At 39.2% G+C, this 23,355-nt stretch carries 18 protein-coding genes and 1 pseudogene; 11 read left to right on the forward strand and 8 right to left on the reverse strand.

Annotated features, from left to right (window positions below):
* Positions 1-119: 119 nt before the first annotated feature.
* A complete protein-coding gene (gene serS, locus WH223_RS11205; protein ID WP_340047742.1) occupies positions 120-1,391 on the reverse strand; it encodes a serine--tRNA ligase in 1,272 nt (423 codons plus the stop codon).
* Between the two features lie 370 nt (positions 1,392-1,761).
* Here serS and rsmI point away from each other — a divergent pair, with 370 nt between their 5' ends.
* The 4 genes from rsmI to WH223_RS11225 are packed head-to-tail and all read left to right on the forward strand — an operon-like array spanning position 1,762 to position 5,975.
* Positions 1,762-2,430 (forward strand): 16S rRNA (cytidine(1402)-2'-O)-methyltransferase, encoded by a 669-nt coding sequence (rsmI, locus tag WH223_RS11210; RefSeq protein ID WP_340048292.1) that lies wholly within the window; start codon positions 1,762-1,764, stop codon positions 2,428-2,430.
* Positions 2,431-2,470: 40 nt separating this feature from the next.
* On the forward strand, positions 2,471-3,190 hold the full coding sequence (locus WH223_RS11215; RefSeq protein WP_340047743.1) for a PH domain-containing protein: 720 nt from the start codon (positions 2,471-2,473) through the stop codon (positions 3,188-3,190).
* 3 nt (positions 3,191-3,193) lie between these two features.
* Positions 3,194-4,807: an apolipoprotein N-acyltransferase gene (gene lnt, locus WH223_RS11220; protein WP_340047744.1), complete on the forward strand. Its 1,614-nt coding sequence runs from the start codon at positions 3,194-3,196 to the stop codon at positions 4,805-4,807.
* Positions 4,808-4,838: 31 nt separating this feature from the next.
* Positions 4,839-5,975: a cysteine desulfurase family protein gene (locus tag WH223_RS11225; protein WP_340047745.1), complete on the forward strand. Its 1,137-nt coding sequence runs from the start codon at positions 4,839-4,841 to the stop codon at positions 5,973-5,975.
* Positions 5,976-6,016: 41 nt separating this feature from the next.
* Here the strand turns inward: WH223_RS11225 and WH223_RS11230 are convergent, their stop codons facing one another.
* Both WH223_RS11230 and WH223_RS11235 read right to left on the reverse strand, forming a co-directional pair.
* A complete protein-coding gene (locus tag WH223_RS11230; protein ID WP_340047746.1) occupies positions 6,017-6,427 on the reverse strand; it encodes a copper resistance protein NlpE in 411 nt (136 codons plus the stop codon).
* 124 nt (positions 6,428-6,551) lie between these two features.
* Complete coding sequence (locus WH223_RS11235; RefSeq protein ID WP_340047747.1) at positions 6,552-6,956, reverse strand: T9SS type A sorting domain-containing protein; 405 nt, start codon at positions 6,954-6,956, stop codon at positions 6,552-6,554.
* Positions 6,957-7,174: 218 nt separating this feature from the next.
* Between WH223_RS11235 and WH223_RS11240 the strand changes: the two genes are divergently transcribed.
* Positions 7,175-9,121: a KUP/HAK/KT family potassium transporter gene (locus tag WH223_RS11240; protein WP_340047748.1), complete on the forward strand. Its 1,947-nt coding sequence runs from the start codon at positions 7,175-7,177 to the stop codon at positions 9,119-9,121.
* A 71-nt stretch (positions 9,122-9,192) separates the two neighbouring features.
* Here the strand turns inward: WH223_RS11240 and WH223_RS11245 are convergent, their stop codons facing one another.
* Both WH223_RS11245 and WH223_RS11250 read right to left on the reverse strand, forming a co-directional pair.
* Positions 9,193-10,893: an amino acid permease gene (locus WH223_RS11245; RefSeq protein ID WP_340047749.1), complete on the reverse strand. Its 1,701-nt coding sequence runs from the start codon at positions 10,891-10,893 to the stop codon at positions 9,193-9,195.
* 99 nt (positions 10,894-10,992) lie between these two features.
* Positions 10,993-11,724, reverse strand: coding sequence for a hypothetical protein (locus tag WH223_RS11250; RefSeq protein WP_340047750.1), 732 nt, complete (start codon positions 11,722-11,724; stop codon positions 10,993-10,995).
* 30 nt (positions 11,725-11,754) lie between these two features.
* Here WH223_RS11250 and tyrS point away from each other — a divergent pair, with 30 nt between their 5' ends.
* From tyrS to WH223_RS11275, 5 genes are all read left to right on the forward strand, one after another.
* A complete protein-coding gene (gene tyrS / locus WH223_RS11255) occupies positions 11,755-13,038 on the forward strand; it encodes a tyrosine--tRNA ligase (RefSeq protein ID WP_340047752.1) in 1,284 nt (427 codons plus the stop codon).
* Between the two features lie 44 nt (positions 13,039-13,082).
* Positions 13,083-14,096: an energy transducer TonB gene (locus tag WH223_RS11260; protein ID WP_340047753.1), complete on the forward strand. Its 1,014-nt coding sequence runs from the start codon at positions 13,083-13,085 to the stop codon at positions 14,094-14,096.
* Positions 14,097-14,237: 141 nt separating this feature from the next.
* Positions 14,238-16,943, forward strand: coding sequence for an FtsK/SpoIIIE family DNA translocase (locus tag WH223_RS11265; RefSeq protein ID WP_340047754.1), 2,706 nt, complete (start codon positions 14,238-14,240; stop codon positions 16,941-16,943).
* A gap of 59 nt (positions 16,944-17,002) precedes the next feature.
* The gene (locus WH223_RS11270) at positions 17,003-17,644 is read left to right on the forward strand and encodes a LolA family protein (protein WP_340047755.1); all 642 of its coding nucleotides are present in this window, start codon (positions 17,003-17,005) and stop codon (positions 17,642-17,644) included.
* Between the two features lie 11 nt (positions 17,645-17,655).
* The gene (locus WH223_RS11275) at positions 17,656-18,684 is read left to right on the forward strand and encodes a LacI family DNA-binding transcriptional regulator (protein WP_340047756.1); all 1,029 of its coding nucleotides are present in this window, start codon (positions 17,656-17,658) and stop codon (positions 18,682-18,684) included.
* Here WH223_RS11275 and WH223_RS11280 read toward each other — a convergent pair.
* The 3 genes and pseudogenes from WH223_RS11280 to WH223_RS11290 form a co-directional block, all read right to left on the reverse strand.
* Positions 18,679-20,109 (reverse strand): annotated as a pseudogene (locus WH223_RS11280) (MFS transporter). The gene WH223_RS11275 and the pseudogene WH223_RS11280 overlap by 6 nt on opposite strands.
* A 32-nt stretch (positions 20,110-20,141) precedes the next feature.
* The gene (gene uxuA / locus WH223_RS11285; protein WP_340047757.1) at positions 20,142-21,314 is read right to left on the reverse strand and encodes a mannonate dehydratase; all 1,173 of its coding nucleotides are present in this window, start codon (positions 21,312-21,314) and stop codon (positions 20,142-20,144) included.
* Complete coding sequence (locus tag WH223_RS11290; protein ID WP_340047758.1) at positions 21,314-22,135, reverse strand: SDR family oxidoreductase; 822 nt, start codon at positions 22,133-22,135, stop codon at positions 21,314-21,316. Before WH223_RS11290 ends, uxuA begins: the two co-directional genes overlap by 1 nt.
* A 224-nt stretch (positions 22,136-22,359) precedes the next feature.
* On the opposite strand from WH223_RS11290, the gene WH223_RS11295 reads away from it, so the two are divergent.
* Positions 22,360-23,355, forward strand: coding sequence for a sugar kinase (locus WH223_RS11295; protein WP_340047759.1), 996 nt, complete (start codon positions 22,360-22,362; stop codon positions 23,353-23,355).

Genomic DNA, 23,355 nt, shown 5'->3' on the forward strand with positions numbered 1-23,355 from the left:
GGTGTAGAGTGAAATACCCATAAAAGGCCTTTGGTTTAGTTTCATAAACATACAAAAAAAAGTCTGTATCATCCCATGACAGGTGATACAGACTTCCTTAAGTTATATAGATTACTTTATTAGTCGATATATGCGAAACCAGTATAAGGCACTAATGCCTCTGGAATACGAATACCATTCTCTGTTTGATTATTCTCTAAAATAGAAGCTACAATTCTCGGCAAAGCCAAAGCAGAACCATTCAACGTATGCGCTAATTGCATTTTTCCGTCTTCATTTTTAAAACGAACTTTCAAACGATTAGACTGGTAGGTCTCAAAATTAGAAACAGAAGATACTTCTAACCAACGACCTTGAGCAGCACTATACACTTCCATATCGTACGTTAAAGCTGAAGTAAAGCCCATATCGCCTCCACACAAACGCAATACGCGGTAAGGTAATTCTAACTTCTGCAATAAACCTTGGATGTATAGACTCATCTCTTCCAAAATAGCGTAAGACTTATCAGGGTGTACAATCTGTACAGTTTCTACTTTATCAAACTGATGTAATCTGTTTAAGCCACGAACATGTGCTCCATAAGATCCAGCTTCTCTACGGAAACATGGCGTATAAGCACAATGTTTAATAGGGAATTGTTCTTCTTTAACAATAACATCGCGGTACAAATTCGTTACTGGAACTTCTGCTGTAGGAATTAGATACAAATCATCATTTCCAACATGATACATCTGTCCTTCTTTATCCGGTAATTGTCCAGTAGCAAATGCTGACGCCTCATTAACTAAAGTAGGCACTTGTACTTCCTCATAGCCAGACGCAGCTGCTTGATCCAAGAAAAAGTTAATTAAAGCACGCTGTAAACGAGCACCTTTACCTTTATACACTGGAAAACCAGCGCCCGTAATTTTAACACCTAACTCTAAATCTACGATATCATACTTTGTTAAAAGATCCCAGTGAGCTAAAGCACCTTCAGCTAAAGTAGGGACATCACCATGGCTTAAAACAACCTCATTGTCATCAGCAGAAACACCAACAGGAACACTGCTATGCGGTAAATTAGGTAACTGCACTAACTTATCGTGAAGCTCTTGCTCTACCTGAGCCAATTTATCGGTAAGCTGTTTTACTTGTTCTTTATATCCGGAGGATTTCGACTTTACGGCTTCAGCTTCTTCTTTTTTACCTTGGCGCATTAAGTCACCGATCTGCTTTGCTGCCGCGTTAGCTTCCGCTGCGATTGCATCAGATTCGTTCTGAATTTTACGACGCGACTCATCTAGTTGAATTAAACTCTCAACCAAGTCTACATCTTTAAAATTCTTTACAGCTAATCGTTCGATTACTGCATCCTTGTTTTCACGGATATAATTTAACTGTAACATATAATGAAAAAATTTAAGATACAAAGATAAGAAGTGTAATCGAAATACACTATCTTTAAAGAAAGCAATAAACAAAATCATTAATAGTTATCGAGTTAATGATAAATTGATATAGCTATAACCTTTAGTTTATTTTCAACAGCGATTATTGTAGTATAAAAAAAAGAATATGTTAAAAGACTTAGAAATCACAGACCTAGAGACCTACACGGAAATTCAAGAATTCGCTTATGATGGCGATGACTATGTAAGCTTTGAAGATTAATTCTTTCAAAGCTTACCCATTTACTACGCTTACTCTCCCCTCCTACATTTTTTAAAACAATCATTTCCAGCTTAAAATCCAAGGTAAAAAACAGTACCTTTGGCTATGTTATACTTAGTACCGACCCCTATTGGCAATTTGGAAGATATGACTTTCCGTGCAATTCGCATCTTGAAAGAAGTAGACTTAATTTTAGCGGAAGACACCCGCACCAGTGCTCCTATGCTTAAACATTTTGGTATTGACAAAAAGGTATTTGCCCATCATCAACACAACGAGCATAAAGCTGTAGCCGAGATCATTAAATTCCTCAAAGAAGGACAAAATATAGCCTTAATATCCGATGCTGGCACGCCAGCAATTTCTGACCCTGGTTTTCTTTTAGTGCGTGAAGTCATCAAGGCAGGTCTTGACATTCAGTGCCTACCGGGAGCTACGGCCTTCGTTCCGGCACTTGTCAATTCAGGACTTCCAAACGACCGTTTTTGCTTCGAAGGCTTCCTTCCTGTGAAGAAAGGAAGACAAACGCGGATGAAACAACTGGCAGAAGAAAAAAGAACAATGATTTTTTACGAATCTCCACATCGAATTCTAAAAACTATTGAAGAGTTTATTGTATATTTCGGTGCGGAAAGGCAAGCTTCCATCTCGCGTGAATTGAGTAAAATTTACGAAGAGAATGTGCGCGGCACCTTACAATATTTAAAATTACACTACGAGAACAATCCTATTAAAGGAGAATTCGTATTTTGTGTAGCAGGATTGGAAAACTAGAAGGATCTGATTTTCTTTTTTAAAATTAATTTTCACAAAAATGAGCATTGCAAAATTTCTCCAAGACGGACAAGACCCTAAGGTTGTAGAAAGAATCCATGATAAAATTGTGGATATGTTAACCTCTGGCGAGTTTATTCAATATATAGCGTTACAGAAAAAACCAGCTGTTACTTTGTTGCCCGATAGCATCACGGTGAGTAATAAGCGTATCTTTCTTTGCGAATTCACAAAGCTTGGTTTAGCTACCAATTTTGAAATTTTCGCTTGGGGTGATATTAAAGACATTGCTTTCAAAGAAGAAATATTTGGTTCTAAAGTCACTATTATTCCAATCAGTGATGAAAACCTTACGATAGATTATATTCCAAAAGTTCAAGCGCGTAAACTTTATCAACTGATTAAAGAAGCCTTGGAACAAGCGAATAACCCTGTATTCAAAATAGAAACAGAAACAACAGTTACACCTGTTGCTGCACCTATTCATGAAACACCAGCTCCTCAAGACCATACCGCCACGCATACGCCTAGCGCTAATGAAACTACGTTTGAAATTACAAACCTTCAAGTACCAGAGGAAGTTCACCCTACACCTGAACCTACACCAGTTCAGCCTCCATTAGCTGCTGTATCGATACCGCAGGAAGAAGATGATGAGCTAACGCTGAAATTGAAAAAGCTGAAAAACTTGTACGATAGACAGCTCATTACACAAGCTGAATATGAGACCAAAAAAACAGATTTATTATCTCAGCTATAACACGTGAAAAATAGAATTTTACTGGCACTTTTAAGTGCCTTTTTACTATGGTTTGCTTGGCCACCGATTCCCTATACCTCTCCTATTTTATGGATAGCCTTTGTTCCTTTGTTAATAGCAATCGAACAAACCATACGTAGTACGGACAATAAAAAGGGTAAAAAAATATTCTGGCTGGCATTTTTAACTGGCTTTGTTTGGAATACAGCATCTATTTATTGGGTATACAATGCGATGAATGCATTTTTACCGTCTTATGTATCCCTTTTAATTTCACTTATTCCTTTTGCTTTAGCTCCTTTACTGATGGCTATCGCATTTCGCTTATACTACCAATTACGCAAAAGAAGATCAATCGGTCTAAGCTTCGTTGGTCTAGTATCGCTTTGGTTAAGCTATGAATTTCTGCACCAAAGCTGGGATTTAGCATTCCCGTGGATGACCTTAGGCAATGGTTTTGCAAACCTACACCAGTTGGTGCAATGGTACAGCTTCACTGGTGTGCACGGTGGTAGCATTTGGATATGGCTAGTCAATATCTTTGTCTTTCTACTGGTATGGCAAAGGTTAAATAAAATACAAGCTATTTCTACGCTAAAACTAGGTCTTTACATCGGTCTAATTATCCTTATTCCTTCAGGCATCTCACTTGCTATTTACACTACGTACGAAGAACATAGCAATCCATCACAGATTGTCGTTGTACAACCAAACATTGACCCTTACCAAAAGTTTGGCACCATTACACCTGAGCAACAGCTATCTACACTGATCAACTTGTCTGAGAAAGTGGCTAAGCCTAACACCGAATTTTTTATATGGCCGGAGACGGCTATTTCTGCACAAGGTGGGATTAATGAAGATGAGTTTAGAGCATATTCGAGCTATGAACGCATCATTGACTTCCTTGATAAATACAAAAATGGAAATGTCTTATCAGGTATAGAAAGTTACAAACTTTATAATTCGCCAAAGACACCAACTGCCAGAGCATGGGGAAACAACACATACCTTGATGCCTTTAATGCAGCGGTACTAATTGACCAGTCAAGTAAAGTGCAGTTTTACCATAAATCAAAACTGGTTCCGGGAGTTGAACAACTACCTTTCGGTGAAGCTCTAGACTTCCTAAAGCCACTTTTTGCTCATTTTGGAGGCACTACAGGAGGCTATGGCCGTCAGGGTGAGCCTTCGGTATTTTATGCGGCAAGCGGTATTGGTGCTGCTCCTGTCATCTGCTATGAGTCCATCTGGGGCAATTATGTCGCTGATTACGTAAAACAAGGTGCACAATTTATTGCTGTCATTACAAACGATGGCTGGTGGGGCAATACTTCAGGTAAAGACCAACACTTGCTATATGCTAAGCTACGTGCCATCGAAAACAGAAGATGGGTCGTACGCTCTGCTAATACGGGTATTTCAGGCTTCATCAATCAACGTGGTGATATTATACAAAAAACAAGCTGGTGGGAACCCACAGCTTTAACACAAGAAATCAACCTAAACGAGGATCTAACATTCTACAGCAAAAACGGTGACCTGCTAGCCTATATCGGTTTAGCTTTCAGTTTATTTTCAATCGTTTTAATCGCAACTCCTCGTAGAAAATCATAGATTTTACAATTCCATTCCTTAATTTTGCAGTATGAAAGTATATTTAGACAACGCAGCGACAACTCCCTTAGAGCCAGAAGTCATCAAAGTGATGACGGAGACCATGCAAGAGAATTTTGGTAACCCATCTTCTATCCATGCACACGGTCGTGAGGTAAAGACGATTGTCGAAAAGGCGCGTAAGTCTATCGCACATTTATTAAAAGCGTCTCCTTCGGAGATATTTTTCACCTCCGGTGGAACAGAAGCCGACAATATGGCTATCGTACGTTCCATTATGGACTTAGGTATCAAGCATGCCATTACCTCTCCAATAGAGCACCATGCAGTGTTGCACACGCTAGAAGAGCAAGAAAAACTAGGTAACATCCATTTAGATTTCGTCCGTATTGACGAAAGAGGAAATGCAGACTTAGCACACCTACGTGAATTACTAGAAAAAAATCCACGTACTTTTGTTTCACTAATGCATGCCAACAACGAGATTGGCAGTATCACTGATTTACATGCAGTTTCAGAACTATGTAAAGAATTCAACGCTGTATTTCATTCGGATACCGTACAAACAATGGGACACTACCCGATTGACCTTTCTAGCTTAAGTATTGACTTCATCACAGGTGCTGGCCACAAATTTCACGGCCCCAAAGGTGTAGGCTTTTTATATATCAACGGAAAGAATAAAATTAAGCCTTTGTTATATGGTGGTGCTCAAGAGCGTAATATGCGTGGTGGTACAGAGAATGTTTATGGAATCGTCGGTATTGCGAAAGCCTTAGAATTATGCTACACCCATATGGAAGAGCATCAAGCACATATTCAAGGGTTAAAAACGTATATGAAAGAATCGTTAATTCGTGAAATTCAAGATGTACAGTTCAACGGGAACACCGACGAAAATAATTCCTTATACACCGTGTTAAATGTTTCATTACCGTGTACAGATATAGCCGACATGTTACTATTTAGCCTAGATATTGCTGGTGTTTCTGCCTCGGGTGGTAGCGCTTGTAGTTCAGGGTCTGAAATTGGTAGTCACGTATTGAATGCTTTAAACAAAGATTCTAAAAGACCATCGGTAAGATTTTCATTTAGTAAATACAATACAAAAGAAGATATAGATTTTGCGGTTCAAACGCTTAAAGGGCTTTGTTCTTCAAAAGACTAATATAATACACTCGTTTTTAAGGGTAGCTCAAAAACCTATCCTTAAAAACGTTTTAATACATAACGATCGGCAAGCTCGCCTACAATCTCTTTCCCCGACAAATCAAGCTGTCTCAATTGCTTCGCCTCTACTTTATATTTATAGTCTAATCCTGACAAATCTAACTCACCATTTTCCAATGTCCATTTTCCCGTTTTCGAGAAAGCTTCTGGACTCTTTCCCACATACACATATTCTAAGACGTACTCTTGATCGTCATTTAAGCTAAGCATTGTTGTAATAGCCTCACAGTCGGTGCAAGGCAACTCTCCTTTGTAAGTACCCATAACTTTATTCTCCGTAATTTTAATCGTCTTTGACGCATCGGCTGTTGTTCCTGCATGTGGATTCATGCAGCTAACGACGCTAAAAGCGATAAGAAAATAAAAAATACTATAAGTAACTATACGCATAACACACTCCTTGAACCTTAAACTTATGTAGGGCACAACAAAAGCGATACCACAAAGTGTTAAAGAAATGTTATAAAATAAAAGATTGGGATTTAGCGTTCTTCAACGCTCTTTTAGAAGAAATTTAGCGTACAGAAAAACGCTTAATTACAGTTTCAGTACCAGAAGATACACGCACGAAGTAAACGCCTGGATTTAATTTAGCAATACCATCAAAAGATAAATTTTGCATACCCGCATCTAATCGTCCATTCATTAAATTTGCAACCTCGTTACCCAGCGCATCCATAACTTTAATAGCAACCGTAGATTGCTTTCCTAGTTTAAAGTTTACACTTACTTGTTCGGCAATTGGGTTAAAAAAAACTTTAACATTATTGATAAGCTTCTCATTGCTTTCGTCAGCGCGTTCAACAAGCACTGCAGGATGACTAGCAATCGACGAAACATTGGCCATAGCTCTCCCTGCTCCTAGTGCTAAGACACTAAGCATCATTGGTAAAACTATTTTGCGAATCAATGTTTTCATTTCAAGATTAGACTAACAATAAGGCAATTTGGTTTAAAAGAATTCTATCCTACTCCCCAATCATCCTTCACAAATTTAGTTCTTTTTTACTTAGTTAAAGTCTAAAATATTAAATAATGTTTTGCTTTTAACAATTTTTAACAAGATTATACGTTACCAAGTTTTTTGCCTAGATTGGCACACTTTTTAATACAGCTGTTTCGATTAATATATAACAAATGAAACCATCCAAGCACGAGAATGTGCACAAATTAAGCCTTGCCGGGCTTCTGATCAGCTTAGGCATTGTTTTCGGAGATATTGGAACCTCTCCACTCTACGTTTTTAAAGCGGTTTTCCAACGAGGAATCATTGACCGCGAACTTGTCATCGGCAGTTTATCCTGTGTTTTTTGGACATTAACGTTACAAACCACCATAAAATATGTGTGGATAACGTTAAATGCTGATAACAAAGGGGAAGGGGGGATTTTATCGCTCTACTCCTTAGTTCGCAAAAAAGCAAAGTGGCTCATTATCCCAGCTATCATTGGGGCTAGCGCCTTGCTTGCTGACGGTATGATTACCCCTGCGATTACAATTTCTTCCGCTATTGAGGGGATTGCCATTCACAATCCAACAGTTCCAACAGTACCTATTGTTGTATTGATTATCAGTTTGCTATTCCTAATTCAACGCTTCGGCACCTCGATTGTAGGCCGTGTGTTTGGACCGCTGATGATGATTTGGTTTACGACTATTGCGACCTTAGGTGCGATGTATATACATCACTCGCCAGAGGTACTAATCGCTTTAAACCCTTACTACGCTATTAAAACAATTGTCAACCACCCACAAGCCTTAGTATTAATTGGTGCTATTTTCCTATGTACCACCGGTGCAGAGGCCCTTTACTCGGATATGGGACATTGTGGTAAAAAGAATATCCGCATCAGTTGGATTTTCGTGAAGATAGCCCTTTTCCTAAACTACCTCGGACAAGGAGCTTGGTTACTAGAGCACCAAGGTAATGCATTGGGCGATAAAAACCCTTTTTATGCGATTATGCCTGATGGTTTTATTCTTTATGGAATTACTATTGCTACAATCGCAGCTGTAATTGCCAGCCAGGCGATGATTTCTGGATCATATACATTAATATCTGAAGCCGTACGCTTAAACATTTGGCCTAAGGTAACTATTAGATACCCTAGTGATCAAAAAGGACAACTCTACGTACCTTCCATCAACTTAATACTATACCTGGGGTGTATGCTTGTTATTGCTGTGTTTAAAGAATCCAGCAAGATGGATGCTGCCTATGGTTTAGCAATCAACTTAACATTCTTGATGACAACCTTTTTAATGTGTTACTTCCTATTGAGGTTACACATTAATAAAATATGGATTGTAATTTTCGGTGTTTTTTACTCCGTTATTGAGCTTGGATTCTTGTTTGGTAACCTATCCAAAATTCACCATGGAGGCTGGTTGACCCTACTTTTGGCCGCCGCACTCTTCACGGCGATGTTCTCTTGGTATGGAGCACGGAAGATTAAAAATCGATTCGTTAAGTTTAATGATATACGCGAGTATTTCCCAATCATTTCTGAGTTGAGTGAAGACAAAAGCGTACCTCAATTTGCATCGCACTTAGTTTATTTGACGAGCGCAAACAACAAGAATGAAATTGAATCGAAAATTATCTATTCCATCATCAACAAAAAACCAAAACGTGCAGATGTATACTGGTTAGTACACGTTGATGTTATGGACCATCCACACACGCGCGACTACGTCGTTGATCAATTGATTCCAAACAAACTGATACGTATAGACTTTAAACTCGGCTTCCGCGAGGAACAACGTATCAGCCTACTCTTCCGAAAAGTAGTGGAAGACATGGTTGAAAAAGGAGAGATTGATATCACGAGCAAATACGAAACGCTGAAGAAGCATAAAGTAACCGGTGATTTCAACTTCGTTGTACTCGAAAAAATAATATCAAAAACCCATGACTTGAAATGGAGTGAACGTCTTATTTTGGAGATATACAAACTGTTAAAACGCTGTTCATTATCTGAAGAGAAAGGATTTGGACTGGATAGCAGTTTTGTAACCTTAGAAAGAGTACCACTCAATATCCCCAATACTACAGAAGTAAAACTTACCCGTAGAAACGGTTAAAAAGTATATATAAAAAAGAAAGCGCTATGGGTTAACCTATAGCGCTTTCTTTTTTATATACTGTTTTCAATTTACGATTGAACAGCGTCTGTATCTTTTTGATTTAATTTGGAGTTTTTATAGCCGTAGGCAAAATAAATTACCAAACCTATGATTAGCCAAATAACAAAAATACGCCAATTGCTAGCTCCTAACTCGGTCATCAAATAAAGATTGATTAAGATACCGATGACAGGAAGCAAAGAAAAATTCAACTTAAATCCGAGTATAGCAAGGGTCAACCATACCAACCAGAAAAATATAATTAAGGACTTATGCTCGAAGATATAACTAGCATCTAAAGATTTCCATTCTGCGAAAATATCTTGTCCGTAATTGAATAAAAGAATCCAAGCAGCGACAAAACCTAACCCGATTAAGTATTTACCATTAATATAGGGAACTCTAAATTTAGACTTTTTAGATAGCCCCGAATGATCCATATAAAGAACACCTGCACACACCATAATGAAAGCAAAGAAAGTTCCTACGCTTGTTAAATCAACGAAGAAATCCATTTTGAAGAAAAATGATGGTAAAGCAACGACGAAACCCGTAACTATCGTCGCATAGCCAGGCGTTTTATACTTCGGGTGCACCCGTGCAAACTTCTTAGACATCAATCCATCACGACTCATCGTCATCCAGATACGCGGCTGTGCCAACTGGTAAACCACCAAAGCACTTGTAATCGCAACAACAGAAGTAATGGATATAATACCTGCCATATGGTCAAATCCCACATACTTAAACACAAAAGCTAAAGGGTCTTTTACATTCAATTCCGTGTAATTCACCATTCCCGTTAAGACTAAAGTAATAGCCACATACAACACCGTACATATTATTAAACAGAGAATCATAGCGCGCGGCAAATCGCGTTGTGGATTTTTACATTCTTCAGCTGTGGTCGAAATCGAATCGAAGCCTATAAAAGCAAAAAATACAGCCGCTACCGATCCGAGTACGCCTTTCATGCCATTGGGTGCAAATGGAGTCCAATTTTCAGGCTTCACAAAGAATACACCACCTACGATAACCAATATAATAACACCAACTTTGATGAGCACCATAATGTTACTAGCACGCTGTGACTCTTTAATACCTACATAAACGAGCCAAGTAACCAGGATGGTAATCAAACCTGCTGGAAGATCAAAAATAATGGGAATATCAGCAATGCGTGGTGCCGTAAGGTAAGCGTTAAGGCCAACTTTCTCGACTAAACTCAATGCTTCGGCACCTTGTTCAAGAAATTTAGCATGCGACTCAAGGGCATAACCCGGAGCCATACTCAACCAATCGGGCACATGTAAACCAAAGCCATCCATCATAGTGCAGAAATACTGAGACCATGAAATAGCAACTACCGTATTCGATACGGCATACTCCAAGACTAAGGCCCAGCCGATAACCCAAGCAAAGAGCTCACCAAAAGCAACATAAGCATAGGTATAGGCGCTTCCTGACACAGGGACTGTAGAAGCAAACTGTGCGTAGGCTAATGCTGTAAATACACAAGCGAAAGCCGTAAAGACAAAAAGTAAAGAGATAGCAGGCCCACCCTCGTAGCTTGCTAAACCTATCGTACTAAAAATTCCAGCACCAACAATAGCTGCTATACCGAGAAAGACTAAATCGCGGACACCCAAAACTTTTGCAAGTCCTGTTCCCTCTTCAGCGTCTTTCAGAATTTGGTCGACACTCTTCTTTCGGAAAAGTTTTTTCATCATAATCGTTAATAATTCCCTTAGTTCATTACAAATGTGCTAAAAAAAATCAACAGCCTAATGATAAAAACGAGTAGATAGCAGAATCGAACTATAAATAAACTAGGATAATTCCTCTTGGATATAATGAAACACGGATACAAAATCCTTCATTTGACGTTCAAGATATTCCTCCAACAGTTCGGTCAATGCTTGACGCTGTTCGTCAGAAACTTCAAAAACCCAAATACGCTTACAGATATTAAATAGGGCATAGCTCACATTTTTGGTTTCCGCATACTGCATAATATACCTAGAGCTTAAAAAGCGTTCATAGAAATCCATGAATTTAGGCACATCTACTGTATCTAACAGGCCAAGCGACCGTTTTATCACAGAAGCGGGTACAGCCTCTAAATGTTCATAAAGCCGTAAAGGATTAACCATTTTCTCTCTAATAAGTAGGTGATCAAGCATCAACTCTACGGCAATATGTGCCATAAAAGAGGGACGAATTGGTAAGCCTTCAAGAACTGGTACCAGTAGCTTCCTGAGGTTATGACAATGCTGCATAAAATAAGGAGAGCTATGAAACAACTTGTCTACTTCGACGTGTCGATACCATCCACTCAGAATTTGAGATGTCACCGCATTAGCTAAGAATACCTCTTCATAGCGCTGTGGCTGGAAGTTATACTGCTTATCAACGTTTTTTAACAAATCGGGCAATAACGTTCCCAACACCCGTTCTGCACTGGTTGAATAACGCTCAAAATAGAAATGGGATAGAAAATTCACTTCTTCAAATATCGTTTTAGATAGGGTAAGATACGGCTTAATCTTGTATCTTTGCAATCTTAATATAAAAATCTTAACAAGAAAAAGATGAGCTTTGTAGAAGAATTACGTTGGAGAGGCATGCTTCAAGATATCATGCCTGGAACAGAGGATTTACTAAACAAAGAAAAGGTTTCTGGATATATTGGCTTTGATCCAACTGGAGACTCCTTACATGTAGGCCACTTAACGCAAATCATGACGTTAATCCACTTTCAAAATGCAGGACATAAACCTGTAGCATTGGTTGGTGGAGCAACAGGTATGATTGGTGACCCTTCCTTTAAATCGGCTGAGCGTAATCTTTTGGATGAAGCTACTTTACAGCACAATGTAAACTGTTTAAAAACGCAATTAGCGAAATTTTTAAACTTTGGTGAAGGAGCGAATGATGCCCAGATGGTTAACAACTACGATTGGTTTAAAAACTTTAGTTTCTTAGACTTCATTCGTGATATTGGTAAGTTAATCACGGTCAACTACATGATGTCCAAAGATTCCGTAAAGAAACGTTTAGAAGGTGATAATGGTCTTTCATTCACGGAATTTACGTATCAATTGATTCAAGGATATGACTTCTACTATTTGTGGAAACACCATAACTGTAAAGTACAAATGGGTGGTTCTGACCAATGGGGTAATATCGTTACGGGTAGTGAGATGATCCGCAGACAAGACCAAGGTACGGCTTATGCTATTACAACGCAGTTGATTAAGAAAGCTGATGGTCAAAAATTCGGTAAAACAGAATCAGGAGCAGTTTGGTTAGACCCGAAGAAAACATCGCCTTATAAGTATTACCAATTTTGGTTAAATGCTTCCGATGATGATGCTAAAAACTGGATTCATATTTTCACGTTGAAAACGCAAGAAGAACTTCAAGCGATTATTGCGGAGCATGATGCGGCACCACATACGCGTACGGTACAAAAAGCTTTAGCAAAAGATATTACTATCCGCACACACTCGGAGAAAGATTACGAAACAGCAATCAAAACTTCGGACTTTTTATTTGGCAATGGCTCATTAGCTTTCTTGGCCGATTTAGACCATGAAGGTGTATTAGAAGTATTTGATGGAATTCCTCAGTTTGACGTTAGCAAAGAAGAATTGGCTGCAGGCATCAATGTGCTAGACCTTTTAGCGGTACAAACACAAATCTTTCCTTCTAAAGGTGAGGCTAAAAAAATGCTTCAAGGTGGTGGTGTAACCATTAATAAAGAAAAACTAAGCGATTTAGAGCAAGTTTTCACAACAACAAATTTGATCAACGATACATACATTGTTGCACAGCGCGGTAAGAAAAATTACTATTTGATTATTGCGAAATAACATTTAACTTGGGGGTGTTAACTAAAAACACTCCCAAGTATTTTATGAGAAGACAATTAAGCTTAACCCTATTTCTCCTTTTTACGCTTTTCAGCAGCTTTGCACAAGCCCCCAGTGTAACGTACCACAACAAAAAAGGAGAAACCGTACCAAAAAAAGAAGATTCTTATTTCTATCGTATCATTGCTAGAGACATAGAATCTGAAGCTTTCAAATACGTAGAGTTTTATACACAAGGTGATGTTCCAAAAATTAACGCTTACATCAGTAAACCAACCTTCATTCAGAGTACAATCGGTCCTTTTCAAAGCTTTTATCCGAACGGACGACTGTACGAAAAACGAGAATACAATAACAAAAATCAAGTCATAGACAGTGCTTTTCGCTACTATCCCAATGGTTTGATAGAAAGTGTTCTCTTTTATAAGACACCATCTGATGAGATTTATATCTACGAAAAGATGGGGGCTAAAACAGACCCTACCCTATTTATCCTTGCTCAAGATTCTTTAGGGAATAAACTAGCTGAAAATGGGAATGGTAAACTCGTCCTAAAAAACCTTCTAAGCTCGAATAACGATAATTACGGTGATCCCGATTATGAATCAGGACCAATTTCAAATCATAAAAAAAATGGTGAGTGGGTAGGGAAATTCAGATCATACACATTCGAAGAGACTTGGAAAGATGGGGTGCTTCTCGGAGGAATATCTATGGATTCCATTGGTGAAAAGATAACTTATAATCAGGCTACGTTAACGGCTGACCCTAGTTATCCAGGAGGCATAAATGTCCTGCGTCAGCTTGTTGCTAACAATTTCCGCTATCCAAGAGAAGCGATTGATGTAGGTGTATCAGGTACGATAATGATATCATTTATTGTAGAAAAAAATGGTCAGATGAGTAACTTTAAAATATCCAATGACCTTGGTTATGGCACCGGCCCTGCGACCATTAAAGCGCTCAGAATGGCAAAAGAGGTCTGGAAGCCAGGCATACAACGTGGTAGGGCTGTGCGCGTAGCCTACAGGCTACCTGTGACACTCCACACGCTATAGCGAGGATTCGATGGTCATTGTGAGCTAAAGGCCTATAATATTCAAAAAAGATAATTCAGTTCACGTTTGAAAATACGAAATACCTGCCTAAATAGTCGGGCATTTTCTTTATGTTTGTATAAGAAGGGTTATCGGTTTTTCATGTCAAATAAAGGAAATACATTTAAAAATATAGGGGGCAGCATACGCAGCAGTAAACGTGCTACGCGCTCCACCACAAATACCGTACAAGCGAAAAAAGAACGGTTCAAATCATTTGAAAACATCAATTTTTCGGAAGGACAACGTAAGGCACTTAAGGTAATAGGTATATTCTTGCTATTCCTTTCTTTCATCTTTGCGGTATCTTTTGTTTCGTACTTATTTACTTGGAAACAAGACCAAAGCTACATTGCACAAACTAATGGAGGCTGGTCTACTCTTTTCAATACAAGTCAAGAAATTGCGGACGACGGAGTAGATCTTCCTGTCGTTGAAAACAAACTTGGTAAATTGGGTGCGCTGCTGGCCAACTTATTTATTTATGAATGGTTTGGTGTAGCCTCCTTCCTCTTTGTTTTGGTTTTATTCATTATAGGCTACCGTCTGCTTTATAAAAAATCCCTTTTACCTATCTGGAAAACGTTAGCGTATTCCTTCGTTGCTATTATTTTTATTTCAGTGACATTAGGCTTTCTTCAGGATTTTATCACCGAAGCGCCACACATGTTGGAAGGGAAGTTCGGCTACTGGACGAACCAATTGTTGAAAGCACAAATCGGTTCTACGGGTGTTGCTGGTTTGTTGATTTTCGCCTACTTGACTACCTTGATTATCATTTATAACTTCGATTTACGCTTAACATGGTTTCCGAAACGTGAAATCCCTGAAGAAGAGCTTGAAGATAAAGAAGAAGACAACTATACAGCCGTTAACAATACTAATCCACGCTCCAATACGTTTGGAAATCAGGTTCCAGCATCATTAATAGAGCAAGAGGAAGAAGAGGTAGAGGAAGAAGAAGGTTCAACAGAGTTTGCTGTTAATAGTATAAAAAGTCCAATCATTCCGATTGAAAAGGATGAAGAAGATAGTAGTACTGTTACAGAAAGCTTAGACCTTCATTTGGAGGATGACAATTCTAATAGTACGGAAACAAGCTTCACCTTCTCAACCAGTTCAACTAGCAATACGGTTCAAGACCAAGCGGCAAGCATTCCGCTGTCTGTAGAATCGACAATTTTGCCTACGGCAGATGAAGAAATTGCGGCTACAGACGAGCTAGAATTGAGCGTTGCGGAACCTATTCAGGAAAAAGCTATCACAGCGAATGATTTAGTGGCTCAATTTGGGGAGTATGACCCTAAGCTAGATTTATCGGGTTATCAATATCCTGGTTTAGATTTATTAAAAGACTATGGCGAAGGCAAAATCACCATCAACCAACAAGAGTTAGAAGCTAATAAAAATCGTATTGTTGATACACTTCGTAACTACAACATCGAGATTGAGCATATCAAAGCAACCATCGGACCGACGGTTACACTTTATGAAATCATTCCTAAACCGGGCGTTCGTATTTCAAAAATTAAGAACTTAGAAGACGATATAGCCTTAAGCTTGGCTGCATTAGGTATACGTATTATAGCACCGATGCCTGGTAAAGGTACCATTGGTATTGAGGTTCCTAATAGCTCTCCAGAGATGGTGTCTATGCGCTCTGTACTAGCGACAGAAAAGTTCCAGAAAACAGATATGGACTTGCCTATAGCGTTAGGAAAGACTATTTCTAACGAGGTTTACATTGCAGATTTAGCGAAGATGCCTCACTTGCTTGTAGCTGGTGCGACGGGTCAGGGTAAATCGGTAGGTATTAATGCTATTCTTACCTCCCTACTCTACAAAAAGCACCCTGCAGAATTAAAATTTGTCATGGTCGATCCTAAGAAAGTGGAGCTTTCCTTATTTAAGACTATTGAACGCCACTTCTTAGCAAAGCTACCCAATGAAGAAGAAGCGATCATCACAGATACAAAAAAGGTAATTAATACCTTAAACTCACTTTGTATCGAGATGGATCAACGTTATGACTTGCTAAAGAATGCGCAAGTACGTAACCTGAAAGAATATAATGTAAAATTTGTCAATAGACGATTAAATCCGGAGGATGGCCATCGATTCTTACCCTTCATTGTATTGGTTGTTGATGAGTTTGCCGATTTAATGATGACGGCAGGTAAAGAGGTTGAAACACCTATTGCTCGTCTAGCACAATTAGCACGTGCCGTAGGTATCCACTTGGTTATTGCAACGCAAAGACCTTCCGTTAACATTATTACGGGTACCATTAAAGCCAACTTCCCTGCGCGTTTAGCATTTAGAGTATTGTCGAAGGTCGATTCAAGAACAATTCTAGATAGCGGTGGGGCGGATCAGCTAATCGGTCGTGGAGATATGCTTCTATCCACAGGAAGTGATTTAACAAGGATTCAATGTGCCTTTGTCGATACACCAGAAGTAGATAGAATTTCGGAGTTCATTGGAAGCCAACGTGGTTATCCTTCCGCATTCTTATTGCCTGAATATGTGGACGAAAATGGAGAAGGAAGTGGCAATGCTGATTTCGACCTATCGGATCGTGATGCTCTATTTGAGGATGCTGCTCGTCTGATTGTTATGCATCAGCAAGGCTCTACATCGCTTATACAACGTAAGCTTAAGCTTGGTTATAACCGTGCAGGCCGTATTATCGACCAACTAGAATCGGCAGGTATTGTAGGCCCATTTGAGGGAAGTAAAGCACGTGAGGTACTCTATCCAGATGAATATTCACTGGAGCAGTTTTTAGAGACTTTACGTAATAAATAATAAGATTAAAGAGGCTTTAGTAAACCATTTGGCGATACTTTAGTCCAAAGTACATGACTATGAAAAAAACAATCTTCACTTTTTTTGCGCTATTAGCGACTTTTAACCTATTTGCTCAGGACGACCCTGCGGCGAAGAAGTTATTGGACGAAGTATCTAAAAAATATGATGGTTACCAGACGATTCAATCTGATTTCACTTTCGCAGTGCAACAAGCACAAGGAGCTCCTTATACAGATAAAGGAGTACTCTATCTCAACAAGACTAAAAATCAATATCGGATACAAATGACCGATCAAGATTTCATCAGTGATGGGAAGTCAACGTGGTCGGTTCTGAAGGAAGATAAAGAGGTTCAAATTACAAGTGCAACGGATAACACGAGTTCTATAGGCCCGAATAACATATTTTCCTTTTACAAAACAGGATTTAAATCTGTATTTATGGGTAATGAGTCAGAGAAGGGCACCGCTTTAAAGGTTGTTGAACTAAGTCCTCTAGACACAAAAGTAAACTACTTCAAAATTAAGCTACGCATTAATAAAAACAATCATATTCATGACGTACTTATTTTCGATAAATCAGGAGGTCGCTATACCTATACGATAAAAACGTTATATATCAACCAATCGATAGCTCCATTTCGATTCACATTTAACACGAAAGAATATTCGAACTATGAATTAGTGGATTTACGTTAAAAGGATGAACTATGGCAAGAGTTACATTGAAAAGCCTAGCGCAAGCATTAGGCATGTCAGTTTCTACGGTATCCAAAGCTTTAAATGATAGCTATGAGATTAGTGAAGAAACGAAAGCAAGGGTAAGGGAACACGCCGAACTAAAAAATTATCAACCGAATACTATTGCCCAAACGTTAAAAACAGGGCGTTCAAATACTATTGGTGTCATCATCCCTAAAATGAGTAGTCCTTTTGAATCACAAATTCTAGAGGGTATTCATAAGGCAGCGCTTGCTCAAAACTATCGAGCGATTATCATGAACACCATGGAAGATGAAGCCTTAGAAAAGAGTTCCATCAAAGCACTTGTTGACAAAGGCGTAGACGGCATTCTTTTTTGTCCCATTCACGAAAACTCCAATACCACCTATGTTCAACAGATGGCGGAGCAGATACCTTTTGTCATTTTTGACCGTACAAATTATCCTTTAAAGACACACAAAATAGGTATCCTTAGCACAGAGGGCACACGTGCTGCCTGTCGTCATCTTTTTGATAAAGGACATCTTCATATAGCTATACTTTGCGGCAACAAGCAAGGGATGACAGCAGATCGCTTAGCAGGTTATATTAAAGCGCACCGTGACGCAGATATTGAGGTTAATAGTAGTTATATTATTTCCCTTGATGCTAAAAACAGATCGGAGTTAGATGCGAACTTGGAAACTAGCTTAGGGCAACTACTTAAACTCCCTACCCCACCGACCGCTATTGTAGGTGTTTCGGACACCATTACAACGCATTCTCTAGGTATTCTTGCGCAGATGGGTGTGCTCGTCCCAGAACAGCTAGCCGTTATCGGGTTTGCCAATACAGACCTTGCTCTATCGTTAAATCCTTCGCTAAGTACCATCTATCAACCAGCACAAGATATTGGAGAGATTTCCTTTCAGAAGCTTCATGAGATCTTGACAAAAAAATATAAAAACCAAATCGAGTGGGAAGACATTAAGCTCCCCACCACGATTAAGCTGCGTAAATCGACCAACGACCTATAGATCGACCACTTCTAGTTTTGGAACTAATTTCTTCATGACTACCCAAGCAATCAAATAAGCTGTTCCACAAAAAGAAAAAACTATAAAATATCCAGCTTGCAGGCCTTGAAATCCTAAGAAAGTCAATCCTGTTTGTTCTGCATAATCGAAAAGCCAGCCTGATCATTTATAAAAAAAAAACGACCCTAAACCGCCGGCTAAACCGCCGATACCCGTTACTGTAGCGATAGCACGCTTCGGGAACATATCACCAATGGTGGAAAAGATGTTAGCCGACCAAGCTTGATGTGCTGCGGCGCCAATACCAATTAAAATAACAGGAACCCAATACGAAAGATGCCCTAATGGCTGTGCAAAAAGCACGAGCAAAGGAAAAAAAGCAAACATCAACATGGCTTTCATACGTCCTTGATAAGCATCCAATCCTTTTTTTTCGATAAAATAGGTTGGTAACCAACCGCCTATAATAGAAAGTAGCGTTAACCCGTAGAGCACGAAAATAGCTATCTGTCCTTCAAAATCAGATGATTTTATGTTGTAAACAGAGCTTAAATAGGCCGGCATCCAGAATAGGAAAAACCACCATACACCATCAGTCATAAATTTACCGAACACAAAAGCCCATGTCTGTTTGAAACGTAAACATTTTAGGATAGATGTTTTCTCATAAGGAACCTCAGGATTATCGACTTCCAATCGTATTGTATCTTGATTGATATAGGCAATTTCAGCTTCATTTACTTTGGGATTTTGCGAAGGCTTATAATATAAATATTGCCAAAATCCCATCCAAATAAATCCTAAAGCACCAATAATAATGAAGGACATCTCCCATCCCCAGTACTTCGCAATAAGAGGGATACTCAATGGCGCCAACAGAGCGCCAATAGTAGCTCCAGAATTAAAAATACTGGTCGCAAATGCGCGATCTTTCTTTGGAAAATATTCTGCTGTAGCTTTAATGGCTGCCGGAAAGTTCCCGGCCTCTCCAATAGCTAATACCAAACGTGCAATAATAAATAGAAAAACACTGACATTAATAACACGAGAAACATCCTGTACACCAGCAATAATTTCTTTTGACGCATAAAAACCTACCCACCACTGGCCTGTTAGTACGCCAGAAGTAGCAATACCACAAAAGGCGTGTAAAATAGCCCCTACAGACCAAATACCAATTGCCCATTGAAAACCTTTTTTCGTCCCTTTACGGTCGACAAAGCGTCCTGCGAGCAACATCGATATTGCATAAAAGATGGAGAACAAAGCCGTTATATTACCGTAATCGGTATTCGTCCAATGAAATTCAGGGGCAATAAAATCCTTCCAGGTCAATGATAGTACCTGCCGATCAAGGTAGTTAATGGTTGTGGCGGTGAACAATAATGCGCATATTGTCCACCTATAATTTGTAGGTTTTGTCATAATGGTTTTTTTAGCCGCCTAAGCGGCCTGGTTTATACTGTTCTTATGATTCCGAGTTCCAGTCCTCTCAGTTCTGCTAGACCACGTAGGCGCCCGATAGCCGAATATCCCGGGAAAGTAACTTTATTTAGATCATCCAACATCTGATGACCATGATCAGGTCGGAATGGAATAGGCGTTTCTCTCCGTTGGTTTTCAGCAACCAACGCCTTCACTACGGCATACATATCCACGTTTCCTTCCAAGTGGTTCGCTTCATAAAAATTACCAGCGGCATCAAGCTGTACATTTCTGAGGTGCACAAAATTAACGCGTGAAGCAACTTCCTTAAATATAGCAGGCACATCATTTGACGGACCAGCGCCTAAAGAACCTGTACAAAAACAGATTCCGTTGAATCCTTTATCTACACTCTTCAAGATAAACTGTAAATCAGCTAAATTGCTCACAACCCTTGGTAGTCCAAAAATTGGATATGGGGGATCATCTGGATGAATAGTCATCTTAACACCTTCCTCTTCACACACATCGGCAATAGCCGACAAGAAAGATTTTAGGTTTTCACGCAAGCCAGCATGGCCTATTTCTTCATAGATAGCAATACTTTTGCGCAACTCTTCTAATGAAGCATCCTTCTCCCCAGGGATTCCCATCAAAATATTGACTTGCAAATCTTTCGCATCTTCTACTGTAAAAGTTGCAAATTTAGCCTTAGCCTCTTCAGCAACTTTAGCAGGATAGCTTTCTGCCGCATGAGGTCGTTCCAAAATAAAGATATCAAATACCGCTAAATCTACCCAATTAAAATAGAGGGCTTTAGAGCCATCTTCCATCACTAAATCTAGCTGTGTTCTTGTCCAATCCAAGACAGGCATAAAATTGTAACAGACAGTCTTTATACCACAAGATGCCAAATTACGTAACGAGGTACGGTAATTATTTAAATAATGTTCAGCATGCTCGCCTCCAATCTTAATAGCCTCATGCACAGGTACACTCTCGACTACAGACCAAGTCAATCCAGAAGCTTCAATAAGCTCTTTACGTTCTAAAATATCAGCCACAGGCCACACTTCGCCGTGTGGAATATGGTGCAAAGCGGTTACAATACCGGTTGCACCAGCTTGCTTTACATCTTGCAGGGAAACCCCATCATTGGGTCCATACCAACGCCATGCTTGCTCTAAAAATTTATTATTTGCCATTATACACCACTCCAAGAGTTAAAACCACCATCAACAAACAAGGTCTCCCCTGTTACAAAACTCGCCGCATCGCTCAATAGATAAATCAAAGCTCCTTCTAGTTCAGCAGGATCACCTAAGCGTGAAAAAGGTGTATTATTAACAATGCGTTGTGCGCGATCACTATAATTACCTTCCGTATTAATAAGTAAGGCACGATTCTGATCAGTCAGAAAAACACCCGGAGCAATAGCATTCACCCTAATTTTATCGGAATAGCGTAAGGCTAGCTCTGCTGCCATCCATTTGGTGAAGCCATCAATACCGTGTTTGGCTACAGTATAACCAAGTACACGTGTGAAAGGTTTATTGGCTGTTAAAGAGGATATATTTACAATCGACCCTTTACCATTTTTCGCTATGACCTCTCCTAAAACCATCGTTGGAACAATGGTTCCATATAGGTTTAATTCAATAGCTTTAATTGTATCAGTAATTTTTCCGTCGAAAATATCTTGGTCAGGACCAATGGTTGCACCTGGAATATTTCCACCAGCAGCATTTACTAAACTATCTATCGTTCCCCAGCGTGCAACAATAGTATCTTTAGCGGCAATCATAGACTGCTCATCAAGTACATCGGCTAATACATAAAAAGCTTCTGCTCCTAAAGATTCTGCTAAGGCAACACGTTCAGCACATTTTTCTGCTGATCTTCCTACAATACAGATGCGTGCTTCAGCTTCTGCCAATGCTTTCACAAAGGAATAGCCTAAAACACCTGTACCGCCGGTTATCACAACAACTTTTCCCTTCAAGGAGAAACGTTCCAAAATTTTCATATGTGGATAATTTGTTTTAAAGGCCCTATGGAATATCCAGATTGTTCCATTGTATTTTCACAATGGTGGATATTTCATATTGACTTAAGGTTTACTGGGTCAATGATACTTTTTTTATCGCTTTACAGCGAATTTTAAAGGCTTAAATTACGATAACGATTGCGTTAAAACGGTATGCTAAAACAAAAAAATAGCGTAATTTGAGCACTAGAAACCTTAACAATATGATAAACCAAATCCTATCTTTCGGGGAAATATTAATTCGACAACAGCCTACTGGGGCTCATTTTTTTGCCGCTGAAAGTAACACCGTAAAACTTTATCCTGGTGGATCGGAAGCTAATGTTGCCGTATCTTTAGCCTTAATGGGGGAATCGGTGAGTTATGTAAGTGCATTTCCAGAAAATGCGCTATCAACGGAGATTCTATCAGTCTTACGCCAACATAAAGTCAATGCAGATAAAGTTATTTTTGCTGGCGACCGACTAGGCCAATACATCTTATTAGGGGCTAACGGTCTGACTAAAGGAGATGTTATTTACGACCGTAAATATTCAAGCTTTAGTGAGCTTAAAAAGGATGATTTCTCGATCGACAAACTTTTATCAAATGTAACATGGCTTCATTGGAGTGCGCTTACGCCAGCATTGAACGAAAACATGGCTACTTTATTAGAAGAAATACTTTTAGCTGCACAACAGAAGGGAGTCACCATCTCGGTCGATCTCAACTACCGCAGTAAGCTGTGGCAGTATGGTAAAGAGCCTATAGCCATTATGCCTCGCCTAGTCGCTTACTGTGATGTTATAATGGGAAATATTTGGGCTGCTGAGAAAATGTTGGGTACAACAGTTGACAACCTTTTAGACCGTCAAACGACTAAAGAAACCTATATTGAAGCCGCAGGTCAATCTGCCAAGGAGGTATTTACAAAATACCCACGATGCAAACATTTGGCCTATACGTTTCGTTTTATGGATAACGCACAACATAACCTCTTCTATGGCACTTACCATAGCCCGAGTATAGATACACATTCAGAAACCTTCGAAACTCAGGAGGTAATTGACCGAATAGGAAGTGGTGATGCTTTTATGGCAGGTTTTATTCATGCCTTAGTGCAAAAAATGAATCCACAGCAGATTATTGATACCGCGACAAATGCAGGTTTTGCGAAACTCTTTGTTGAGGGTGATTTTGGAAATGGAAAAATAAGTTAA

Origin of the sequence: Sphingobacterium sp. MYb382, assembly GCF_037572665.1 — a bacterium.
GTDB lineage: Bacteria > Bacteroidota > Bacteroidia > Sphingobacteriales > Sphingobacteriaceae > Sphingobacterium.

Excerpts from the sequence above, each read along its gene's own strand:
- serS (WP_340047742.1), bottom strand. The coding sequence starts at position 1,391 with ATGTTACAGTTAAATTATATCCGTGAAAACAAGGATGCAGTAATCGAA.
- rsmI (WP_340048292.1), top strand. The coding sequence starts at position 1,762 with ATGTTATACTTAGTACCGACCCCTATTGGCAATTTGGAAGATATGACT.
- WH223_RS11215 (WP_340047743.1), top strand. The coding sequence starts at position 2,471 with ATGAGCATTGCAAAATTTCTCCAAGACGGACAAGACCCTAAGGTTGTA.
- WH223_RS11225 (WP_340047745.1), top strand. The coding sequence starts at position 4,839 with ATGAAAGTATATTTAGACAACGCAGCGACAACTCCCTTAGAGCCAGAA.
- WH223_RS11230 (WP_340047746.1), bottom strand. The coding sequence starts at position 6,427 with ATGCGTATAGTTACTTATAGTATTTTTTATTTTCTTATCGCTTTTAGC.
- WH223_RS11235 (WP_340047747.1), bottom strand. The coding sequence starts at position 6,956 with ATGAAAACATTGATTCGCAAAATAGTTTTACCAATGATGCTTAGTGTC.
- WH223_RS11240 (WP_340047748.1), top strand. The coding sequence starts at position 7,175 with ATGAAACCATCCAAGCACGAGAATGTGCACAAATTAAGCCTTGCCGGG.
- WH223_RS11245 (WP_340047749.1), bottom strand. The coding sequence starts at position 10,893 with ATGATGAAAAAACTTTTCCGAAAGAAGAGTGTCGACCAAATTCTGAAA.
- tyrS (WP_340047752.1), top strand. The coding sequence starts at position 11,755 with ATGAGCTTTGTAGAAGAATTACGTTGGAGAGGCATGCTTCAAGATATC.
- WH223_RS11260 (WP_340047753.1), top strand. The coding sequence starts at position 13,083 with ATGAGAAGACAATTAAGCTTAACCCTATTTCTCCTTTTTACGCTTTTC.
- WH223_RS11265 (WP_340047754.1), top strand. The coding sequence starts at position 14,238 with ATGTCAAATAAAGGAAATACATTTAAAAATATAGGGGGCAGCATACGC.
- WH223_RS11270 (WP_340047755.1), top strand. The coding sequence starts at position 17,003 with ATGAAAAAAACAATCTTCACTTTTTTTGCGCTATTAGCGACTTTTAAC.
- WH223_RS11275 (WP_340047756.1), top strand. The coding sequence starts at position 17,656 with ATGGCAAGAGTTACATTGAAAAGCCTAGCGCAAGCATTAGGCATGTCA.
- uxuA (WP_340047757.1), bottom strand. The coding sequence starts at position 21,314 with ATGGCAAATAATAAATTTTTAGAGCAAGCATGGCGTTGGTATGGACCC.
- WH223_RS11290 (WP_340047758.1), bottom strand. The coding sequence starts at position 22,135 with ATGAAAATTTTGGAACGTTTCTCCTTGAAGGGAAAAGTTGTTGTGATA.
- WH223_RS11295 (WP_340047759.1), top strand. The coding sequence starts at position 22,360 with ATGATAAACCAAATCCTATCTTTCGGGGAAATATTAATTCGACAACAG.